The sequence below is a fragment of the Micromonospora xinjiangensis genome, from assembly GCF_056150165.1.
Window position 1 is genome coordinate 407713 of the sequence record NZ_JAXCFO010000001.1, and the last position, 8813, is coordinate 416525.

The 8813-nt window shown below is 67.5% G+C and carries 14 protein-coding genes; 9 read left to right on the top strand and 5 right to left on the bottom strand.

The window, feature by feature from the left end:
* Positions 1 to 3: 3 nt before the first annotated feature.
* Genes SM573_RS02070 through SM573_RS02105 form a run of 8 tightly spaced genes read left to right on the top strand, consistent with a single transcriptional unit; the run spans position 4 to position 3913 of the window.
* Positions 4 to 246: a hypothetical protein gene (locus tag SM573_RS02070; RefSeq protein ID WP_474615336.1), complete on the top strand. Its 243-nt coding sequence runs from the start codon at positions 4 to 6 to the stop codon at positions 244 to 246.
* A 23-nt stretch (positions 247 to 269) separates the two neighbouring features.
* Entirely contained in the window at positions 270 to 950 is a 681-nt protein-coding gene (thyX, locus tag SM573_RS02075) for an FAD-dependent thymidylate synthase (RefSeq protein WP_474615337.1), read from the top strand.
* On the top strand, positions 947 to 1333 hold the full coding sequence (locus tag SM573_RS02080; RefSeq protein ID WP_474615338.1) for a hypothetical protein: 387 nt from the start codon (positions 947 to 949) through the stop codon (positions 1331 to 1333). The genes thyX and SM573_RS02080 overlap by 4 nt, the downstream gene beginning before the upstream one ends.
* Positions 1334 to 1340: 7 nt before the next feature.
* Complete coding sequence (locus tag SM573_RS02085) at positions 1341 to 2609, top strand: RNA ligase family protein (RefSeq protein WP_474615339.1); 1269 nt, start codon at positions 1341 to 1343, stop codon at positions 2607 to 2609.
* Positions 2609 to 2803: a hypothetical protein gene (locus SM573_RS02090; protein WP_474615340.1), complete on the top strand. Its 195-nt coding sequence runs from the start codon at positions 2609 to 2611 to the stop codon at positions 2801 to 2803. The genes SM573_RS02085 and SM573_RS02090 overlap by 1 nt, the downstream gene beginning before the upstream one ends.
* Entirely contained in the window at positions 2800 to 3150 is a 351-nt protein-coding gene (locus tag SM573_RS02095; RefSeq protein ID WP_474615341.1) for a hypothetical protein, read from the top strand. The genes SM573_RS02090 and SM573_RS02095 overlap by 4 nt, the downstream gene beginning before the upstream one ends.
* Positions 3147 to 3677, top strand: a complete 531-nt coding sequence (locus tag SM573_RS02100) for a hypothetical protein (RefSeq protein WP_474615342.1) — start codon at positions 3147 to 3149, stop codon at positions 3675 to 3677. The genes SM573_RS02095 and SM573_RS02100 overlap by 4 nt, the downstream gene beginning before the upstream one ends.
* Complete coding sequence (locus SM573_RS02105) at positions 3674 to 3913, top strand: hypothetical protein (RefSeq protein ID WP_474615343.1); 240 nt, start codon at positions 3674 to 3676, stop codon at positions 3911 to 3913. The genes SM573_RS02100 and SM573_RS02105 overlap by 4 nt, the downstream gene beginning before the upstream one ends.
* Positions 3914 to 4086: 173 nt before the next feature.
* Here SM573_RS02105 and SM573_RS02110 read toward each other — a convergent pair whose 3' ends face one another.
* On the bottom strand, positions 4087 to 4371 hold the full coding sequence (locus SM573_RS02110; RefSeq protein ID WP_474615344.1) for a hypothetical protein: 285 nt from the start codon (positions 4369 to 4371) through the stop codon (positions 4087 to 4089).
* 96 nt (positions 4372 to 4467) lie between these two features.
* On the opposite strand from SM573_RS02110, the gene SM573_RS02115 reads away from it, so the two are divergent.
* A complete protein-coding gene (locus SM573_RS02115; RefSeq protein WP_474615345.1) occupies positions 4468 to 4611 on the top strand; it encodes a hypothetical protein in 144 nt (47 codons plus the stop codon).
* Positions 4612 to 4656: 45 nt separating this feature from the next.
* On the opposite strand, the gene SM573_RS02120 is transcribed toward SM573_RS02115, so the two are convergent.
* The 4 genes from SM573_RS02120 to SM573_RS02135 all read right to left on the bottom strand — a co-directional run bounded on the left by SM573_RS02120 (position 4657) and on the right by SM573_RS02135 (position 8739).
* Entirely contained in the window at positions 4657 to 6318 is a 1662-nt protein-coding gene (locus SM573_RS02120) for a recombinase family protein (protein ID WP_474615346.1), read from the bottom strand.
* A 190-nt stretch (positions 6319 to 6508) separates the two neighbouring features.
* Positions 6509 to 6649, bottom strand: a complete 141-nt coding sequence (locus tag SM573_RS02125; RefSeq protein WP_474615347.1) for a hypothetical protein — start codon at positions 6647 to 6649, stop codon at positions 6509 to 6511.
* 281 nt (positions 6650 to 6930) lie between these two features.
* Entirely contained in the window at positions 6931 to 7227 is a 297-nt protein-coding gene (locus SM573_RS02130) for a hypothetical protein (RefSeq protein WP_474615348.1), read from the bottom strand.
* A 288-nt stretch (positions 7228 to 7515) separates the two neighbouring features.
* The gene (locus tag SM573_RS02135; protein ID WP_474615349.1) at positions 7516 to 8739 is read right to left on the bottom strand and encodes a S8 family peptidase; all 1224 of its coding nucleotides are present in this window, start codon (positions 8737 to 8739) and stop codon (positions 7516 to 7518) included.
* Positions 8740 to 8813: the final 74 nt, after the last annotated feature.

Sequence of the window (8813 nt, forward strand, 5' to 3'; positions counted from 1 at the left end):
ACCGTGAGCAAGAAGGTCCAGTGGACCCGCTGCTCCGTCTGCGGGAAGCACGGCTTCCACGACGAGCACGACGCCGAGAAGGCGCTGGGCAGGGCCCAGGCCAAGCGGGAGCGCATCTTCGCCGGAGCCGCAACCCGGCGCGGGATGCACCGCGAGAACCGCTACTACGACTGCGAGAACGGCCTGTACCACCTGACCAGCCAGAGCCGGCGCAACTTCAACAAGCTGACGGGATCTGTGCTGTGACTGAACCGCGATACCGGTCCGATGTGACCGTTCGACTCGATGACCGGTGGGGCGACGACGCCAAGGTCATCCGCATGGCCAAGGCTTCGATCAAGCGCACCGGGGCCAACATGGACCAGGCCGCGCAGGAGGGCTTCATCAACTTCCTGGGCGGCGAGAGGCATGGCGTGCCGTTCGAGCACGTTGGCTTCACCTTCTACATCGAGGCCCCGATCCGCGTGGTCCGCCAGATCCTCAAACACCGGCACTCCTCGATCAGTGAGTGGTCCGGCCGGTACTCGAAGCTGGAGCCGGTCTTCTTCCTGGCCGCGCGAGATCGGCATCTCGTGCAGGTGGGCAAGCCGGGCGCGTACCGGTTCGAGCCCGGCACCGACGAGCAGTACGCCCAGTACGTGGCGAGCACGAAGCGCGTGACCGCCGTCGCCTGGGAGGAGTACGAGGCGCAGCTCGAAGCGGGCATCGCCCGCGAGCTGGCCCGCGACGTCCTGCCGGTCAGCATCTACACCTCGGGATACATCACGGTCAACGCTCGCAGCCTGATGCACTTCCTCAGCCTGCGAACCAGCGGCCGGGAGAACGCGCAGGTGGTCAGCCACCCGCAGGCCGAGATCGAGATGGTTGCCGAGGGCATGGAGGAGCACTTCCGCTGGGCTCTGCCGGCCGTGCACAAGGCGTTCGAGAAGTACGGGCGGGTGGCCCCGTGATGGGCAACGAGCCGCACGAGAAGGACCGCTCCTGGGTGGTCGCGGGCGCGGCGGTCGCCGAGTGGTCTTGGACCTACAGCGGCGACGCGGCCCGGCTGACCACGATCGAGCGCCTGACGAAGACGCAGATCGTCCTGGCCAACGGCCGGCGGTACAACCGCGAGCGGCTGCGCCCGGTTGGCAGCGGCTACTACAGCTCCGAGCTGGTGCCGGCCGACCACCCGCGAGTCCAGGATGCGCTGGCGCGAGACACGCTGCGCCGGCTGATCCACGAGATCGAGGCCCTGGGCAAGAACTTCAAGGGCGACCGCGAAGCCGTCCTGCTCCAGCTAGACCGAGTCGCCGAACTGGCGGCCATCGCACGCAAGCAGATCGAGGAGTAGAGCCCCGGTGAAGATCCAGCCTCCGAAGAACATCAACTACGCCGCGACCGTCGTTCGGGTCCGGCACATCAACCAGCTCGCCAACTGCGACAACGTGGTGGGCGTGCCGCTCCTGGGCTACCAGGCGATCGTCTCCAAGGACACGCAGGTCGGCGACCTCGGCATCCTGTTCGGTGCCGAGACCCAGCTCAGCCAGGCGTACGCCGCCGCCAACAACCTGCACCGGCACGAGAATCTGAACGTCGACCCCTCGCAGAAGGGGTACCTGGAGGACAACCGCCGGGTCAAGGCGCTGAAGTTCCGGGGCCACCGCAGCGACGCCCTGTTCATGCCGCTGTCCAGCCTGTCGGGGTTGGCCTCGGAGTGGGACCAGCTCCAGGAGGGCGACACCTTCGACCAGCTCGACGGCCTGGAAATCTGCCGCAAGTACGAGGCCCGCCCTCCGCGCGAGCGTGGTGCCGGCTCGGCGGTCAGGCCGGTGCACAAGCAGCGGGTCGACGACGCGATGCTGCCGAAGCACTTCGACACGAGCAACTACTTCCGGGTCGCCAGCTCCATCCGCCCGGAGGATCACGTTGTCATCACCCAGAAGCTCCACGGCACCTCGGTACGCATCGGGCACACCCTGGTCGAGCGGAAGCTCGGCTGGCTGGAGCGGGTCGCCAAGCGCCTCGGCGTGAAGGTCCGCGACACCGAGTGGGCGTACGTCTACGGCAGCCGGAACGTCATCAAGGACCCGGACAACCCGTTCGCGGCCGGCGAGTTCTACGGCACCGACCTCTACTCGCAGGTCGGCTCGCGGGCCAAGGGCCTGCTGCCCAAGGGCTACGTCGTCTACGGCGAGATCGTGGGCTGGGTGCCGGACACGAACACTCCGATCCAGAAGGGCTACACCTACCGCATCCCAGAGGGGGTGGCCGAGCTGTACGTCTACCGCGTGGCCACCATCAACGAGGACGGGCGGGCGGTCGACCTGTCCTGGCCGGCGGTCAAGGAGTTCTGCGCCTCGATCGGCGTGAACGCGGTGCCCGAGCTGGTCAGCCTGTCCGGCGTGACGGAGCGGGATGTCCAGGAGTTCCTGGACGTGCGATTCGCCGACCACTCGCAGCTCTACCCGAACGCCCTGCCCACGGACGGCTCGATGGTCGACGAGGGCGTGTGCCTGCGGGTCGAGGGGATCACGCCCTTCGTCGTGAAGGCCAAGAGCCCGGAGTTCCTGCGGCACGAGACCAAGATGCTCGACAAGGACGTGCTGGACGTCGAGGCCGTCGCCTGATGGTCGCCGTCTTCATCGTCACCCTTCACTGGAACAAGCGCGATAGGCGCGACGAGGAGCGCGTCTACGTCGGCGAGAAGAAGCTCCTGGCCGCGCTGCGGGGCTTCAAGCAGGACACGTACGACCCGCCGGAGATCACGATCAAGCTGGTCGCCGGCCACCCCATCGACGTCACCGGGAGATACGAGCAGTGAGCACGGAGAACAACGAGCCGACCTTCCCGCCCCTCGGCGACCTGCTGGTGGTGGGCTGGCTGAAGGAAGCCCAGGAGTACCCGCAGTTCGGTGAGCGCGAGGTGGTCTCGGTCAACTCGCACTTCGCCCTGATGGGCCGCCGCTTCCGGCGGATCTACATCACCGACCAGGCGGTGAAGCACCACCGCTGGCCGGCGTTCGCCGAGGAGCTGGACCGCATCGCCCGGATGTCTGGCGGCGCGGAGATCAAGCACGTCGACTGGTACTGGCAGGACCAGCAGGACGACGTCAACGCCGTCATCGCCGCCGCGATACTGCAACTTGAACACACGAAGGCGGCGGCGTGAGCGCCCCAGAGCAGACCGACGAGGCCCAGCTCACGGACATCCTCGGCAACGTCATCGAGCCGGGCGACCCGGTTGTCTACCCGCAGATGTCCGGCCGCTCCGTGCAGATGGTGCTGGGCAAGCTCGTCTCCTACAACGGCAAGACGGCGAAGATCGAGCGGGCCGAGGGCTCCCGCTGGAACGCGAGCTACCAGCGCACCAGGTACCGGGACAAGCGGACCGGCAAGAACATCGACCCCTATGCCAGCCACAAGCACTGGGAGAGCCGGAGCCACTACGAGTACACCCACAAGGAGACCGGCGAGGTGATCTCCGAGGAGGAGCTGAATCGCCGGTACCCGATCGACATCGGGTGGAGCGCCTACTCCTACCGGGGGCAGAACGATGCGTCCTGGCGGGAGCGCCGCAAGTACGAGTCGAAGTACGTCTCCGGCGTGCTGAAGGACTACGTCGAGGAGTACCACAACCCGGCGGCCCCGGTGACCATCCACAACGTGCGCAACATCGTCAAGGTGGTGCCACAGTGACGGAGCCAGTGGTCGTCGACCACAACGCGGAGGTCGTGCGCCGTGGCTGGCCGATGCACGGCGAGGTGCGGATTGAGGACGGGCTGACGAGCTTCGTCTCCCCCGCCGGGGCGGAGTGGGGGTTCGTCGGGTTCAAGGACGGCGACCCGCTCTGGGTGCTGTTCGACGAGCCGTTCTCCCCGGTGGAGGTCGAGCAGAGCGGCACGTCCTTCGTGCTGAAGCTGGTGGACCGGTGATCGGCCGGGCCCTGCTCGTGCTGGCGGTTCTCGCGGCCTACGCCCTGCTCGTGGTCGCGGCCCTGGCCGCCGCCGGCTATGCGGTCCTCTGGTTGACCGCCAACGGATACGCCTGACGGAACAGCCCCGAGGCTGGTTCACCGCAAGGTGCCCGGCCTCGGGGCTTCGTCGTATCAGGCGGCCTCGGGATCTCGCAGGACGACCTGCCCGCCGAAGTGACCCTTCCCCTCGAAGACGTACGTCCAGCGCTCGGGGACTACGCGCCGGGTGAAGCGGCCCTCGTACCAGACCTGGTCGCGGATCTTGCCGGCGGCAGTGGCCAGGGCGCGCAGGTAGACCCGCTCGCTGGTCACCAACTCGATCTCGACGGGCACCACCGCGCGGTCCTGTCCCAACCAGAGCGCCCGGTCGCCGGCCCACAGCACGTGCACGCGCCGGCCTGGCTCGCCTTCCGCCATCCCAGTCCCCCATCGCCACTTGCCCTACCTGGCCCTTCCTACTCGGCTCGGGCCGGGTGCGCCAGCCTTGCAGCATGAATCGAGGACTAAGTAACAGTGCCGCCTGCCACCGAGAAGACCGAACAGGAGCGCGAGGAGGAGTGGATCGAGCGCCACCTCCGCGACGCCCCTCCCCTCACCTGGGAACGGTGGGCGGAGGCCAACGCCATCCTCGGCATCCACGTTCGGCGCAAGAAGTAAGAGAGCCCCCCAGTATCGCGCTGGGGGGCTTCTTGCGTTCCAGGGTCAAGCCCAGACCGGTTCGATCAGCTCGGGCTGCCAGCGAGTCGGGTGCACCATCCGACCCTTCTTCTCGTCCCACACGTCCTCGATCGGCATCACCAGCACCGCCTGGAGGTACTTGCGGATGAAGTCGTGCCGCTCCTCCATCGTCGTCTCCGGGGAGTCCCAGCGGTGCCGGACGTCGAGCTTGCCGCGTTCGGCTGCCTTCTTCTGGGCCTTCGCCCTGCCCTCCCGCAGCGACTCCGCCTCCTCCTCCAGCTCCCGAGCCATCGGGAAGTAACGCTTCGAGGGCAGCTCCTTGGCCTTCCAGGCGTTGAAGGCGTCTGTCATCAGCTCGTCGATCTCGGCGAGACGGGCCTCGATCATCTCGTTCGCCGCTTCGTCCGGGGCTTCCTCCCCGACGTCGCCCAGGCCGTCGTGGTAGGCGAAGACCAGCTTCGTGATCAGCGCGTCGACCTTGGCCATCTGCCGGCTGTTCCCGCCGCAGCCGCCGAGATTCTTCGCTGGGCACTGGTAGTAGACGTAGGTCTTGCCGCCCTTGCGCTGCGCGTTGCCCCACATCACCGGGTGATGCCGGCACCGGCCACACCGAGCGATACCGGTCAGCAGGTACTTGCGCCGGCTGCCGGGCTTGTAGTCGCTGGACGGGGCCGACCGCTTACCGAGCTTCAGGATCAGGGCGTCCCAGTCCTCGCGGGAGATGATCGCGTCCCACTGCCCCTTGACCTCGGTGCCGTCTGCCCTGGTGACGATCTCCCACTCGTACGAGGTGCGCCCATCGTCGTCGATGGTCGTCTTCACCGTGCCCCGGTAGCCGCACAGGCGAGGGTTGCGGAAGTACGTCAGGAACGGGGCCCAGTTCCAGTGGTTGCCCGGCGTGGTCAGGATGTTCCGCTTCCGCCAGTCAGCGCGGATGGCGTAGGGCGTCGCGCCGGCCAGCATCTTACGGACCGCCTCGCGGACCTCTGCCGCCTCGGCTGGCTCCAAGGTGCGCTTGTCCGCCTTCCAGCCGAACGGCCGCCAGCCACCGACCGGGACGCCCTCCTCGGCTTGCTCCTGGTGCTTGCGCTTCACTCGCCGGGCCGTGTCGGCGCTCTGCTTGTTGTTCATGGCGGTGAGGACTCGGGCCATGGCTCGGCCGCTGTCCGTGTTCAGGTCGAGCATCCCCGTGTAGCCCTCGAAGCGCCGGCCCATGTACTCGCAGACCTCGATGGCGTCTTCCAGGTCGCGGTTGTCGCGGACCAGGCGGTCGATGTCGTAGACGCCGACAGCTCGGATGGTGCCCCGGCGGAGGTCCGCGAGCATGGCATCCCAGCGGGGCCGGATTACCCGCCACACGTGGTACCGGTTGCCCTTGCCGTCGTGCTTGACGATCCGGCGCTTCTTGAAGGCGCTGGTGTCGTTCTCGACGTAGAAGGTTACGGAGGCAGCGCCCTGACGCAGCACATGCCCAGTAGCGTCGAAGCCCTGCCGGCGGACGCCGCCGTAGTCCTCGGCCTTGTCGTCTGAGATGCGCAGATAGACTCCGACGTCCTGCCCTTCGAGGGTCCGTAGAGCCTCCGGGGCCAGGTCAACGCCCATCTGCGCGCGGGCGTCGTCGCCCGAGACGGTGACGCCGTCGAGGTCCGCGATCGAGTGGCGGAGCATGTGAGGGAGGTTCAGCACCCCCTCATCTTACCTCTCTATGGGTCGACCATGTTATGGTCGAGCACGAGCCCCAGGACAAGGGCCAGCGCATTCCTATTGAGAAGTTCGTTCGCCGCAGGGTCGATAGGCAAGGAGAGCGTCATGACAGCCATGTTCTCTCAACACCCGACTGAGGCCTCAACGTGTCGGGAGGACACGCGGAGGCAGCCTAGGGCGTTTGAGTAGGTACGGGGCCCCTCGTCCCGTTCAGCGACTCGCAGAACTGGCGTACCGAGTCGAACTGGACCAGCAGCAGCTTGTAGGCGTGAGGGCCCAACTGCTGGATGTCGTACCTGGTCCGGCGACCCATCTCGAAGAGGCTGATGTAGGCAGGATGGATAGACGGATAGAGATCGCGCACCATCTGGTTCGTGCCACGTCCACCACTCCCATGACCGGCGGGCGCGGTGTGCTTCCTTGGATGGCGCTCATCCTTCGGCACACTCAACTCGTCAGCCAAGGAAGAGTGAACGTAGTGAAGGGCAGAGTAGGCAAGCGCAACGCAGGCCCAATCCTCGTGCTGCGTGGCCAGGAAGTCAGCAACTTCCTTGTGGTGGCGTGCCCTCGCAAGATGCCAGTTACGGTGGCCCATCAGACCTCGGCGAAGTCATCGTCTTGGACAGGAGCCAACGGCACGACGTCAAACTCTACGGCGAACTCGTCAGCATGATCGCGTTCGAACTTGAGCATGGTTTCGATTACGCGCATGCGATTGTCCCAGTTGTACTGCTCGATGCAAGCACCCACGCGGACGACGCGCGGTCCCGGTTCCCAGCGAACGCTGAGGTGATTCTTCCCGATGTCATCCAGCAGCTCGGCGAACCGGCCTGACAGCTCGTAGTGGAGAGTTTCCTGGCTGATCATGTCGGGGCCCCGCCTCTCCTCCATGGCTTGCACCTTAGACCAGTGAAGTCGAGGGGTACGACAATCTTAGATGTCGTTTCTCGGTCAGAACACGTTTTCCGTGGTCAGCACATGTGCTGGTCGAGGACCATCCCCGAGGACACGCGCCAACGGATCCCGGTTGAGGAGATCGTTCGCCGGAGGGTCGATCGGAAGCGTGAGCGCCATGCCGCCATGCTGCCAGACCGGGGTGGGCCGGTGACCGGGACACACGCGGGAGTGACGCGGCCGGCCCGGCGGCACGGACGCCGTGCCGCCGGGCCGACGCGGCGGTCAGTTGACCACGAAGAGCAGTCGGTTCGGCGAGCCGGAACCGGGGTTGGTGACCCGGCCGGTGGTGGCGTTGCTGTTCAGGTAGCTGCTCACCTGGGACGGGGTCCAGCCGGGGTTGGCCGAGAGCACGAGGGCGGCGGCGCCGGCCACGTGCGGCGAGGCCATCGAGGTGCCGCTGAGCGTGCTGGTCGCGGTGTCGCTCGTCCGGTACGCCGACAGGATGCTCGACCCGGGCGCGAAGAGGTCCACGCAGGAGCCGTAGTTGGAGAACGAGGAGCGGGCGTCGCTACTGGTGGTGGAGCCGACCGTGATCGCCGAGGCGGTACGCGCCGGGGAGTAGTTGCACGCGTTCGCGCTGGAGTTGCCGGCCGCGACCGCGTACGTGATCCCCGAGCTGATCGAGTTGGCGACGGCGTTGTCGATGGCGCTGCTGGCGCCGCCGCCGAGGCTCATGTTCGCCACCGCGGGCTTGACCGCGTTGGCGGTGACCCAGTTCACGCCGTTCACGACGCTCGTCGTGCTGCCGCTGCCCGCGCAGTTCAGCACCTTCACGGCGACGAGCCGCACCTGCTTGGCGACCCCGTACGTGGAGCCGCCGACGGTGCCGGCGACGTGGGTGCCGTGACCGTTGCAGTCGGTGTTGTTGCTGTCCACCGTGTTCGTGCCCCAGGTGGCGCGACCGCTGCTGAACTGGGTGTGCGTGGTGCGGATGCCGGTGTCGATGATGTATGCCCGCACGTTGGAGGCCGTGTTGGGGTAGGTGAAGGTCCCGCTCAGCGGCAGCGCCCGCTGGTCGATGCGGTCCAGGCCCCACGGCGGGTTGGACTGGGTGGCCTGGAGGCTGATCACCTGGTCCTGCTCGACGTAGGCCACGGCCGGGTCGGCCGCGAGGCGGCGGGCCTGGGCGGCGCTCATCCGGGCGCTGAAGCCGGTCAGCGCCGCGCTGTAGACGTCGCCGACGCGGGCGCCGTACCGCTCGGCCAGCGCGCCGGCCCGGTCCGGAACGGCGGTGCGGGCGGCCGAGGTGCCCGCGGCGCCGACCGTGTCACCCTTCAGGACGACCAGGTAGCTGCCGCTGATCGCGTTCGGCGCGTCGGCGCCCCGGACCTCCCCGGTGGGTGCGGCCGAGGCGGGCGTGGTGGTGGCCGCGGCGACGGCCGCCACGGTGGCGGCCACGGCGAACGCCCGGAGAAGACGTCGCCGCGGAACGGACCCTGCTGGCATGTGTGCCTCCCTCTGGTACGCCGGCCGGCTCGTGGACCGCGCGGTCGTACCCTCGACGGATCGTGGCCCAGATG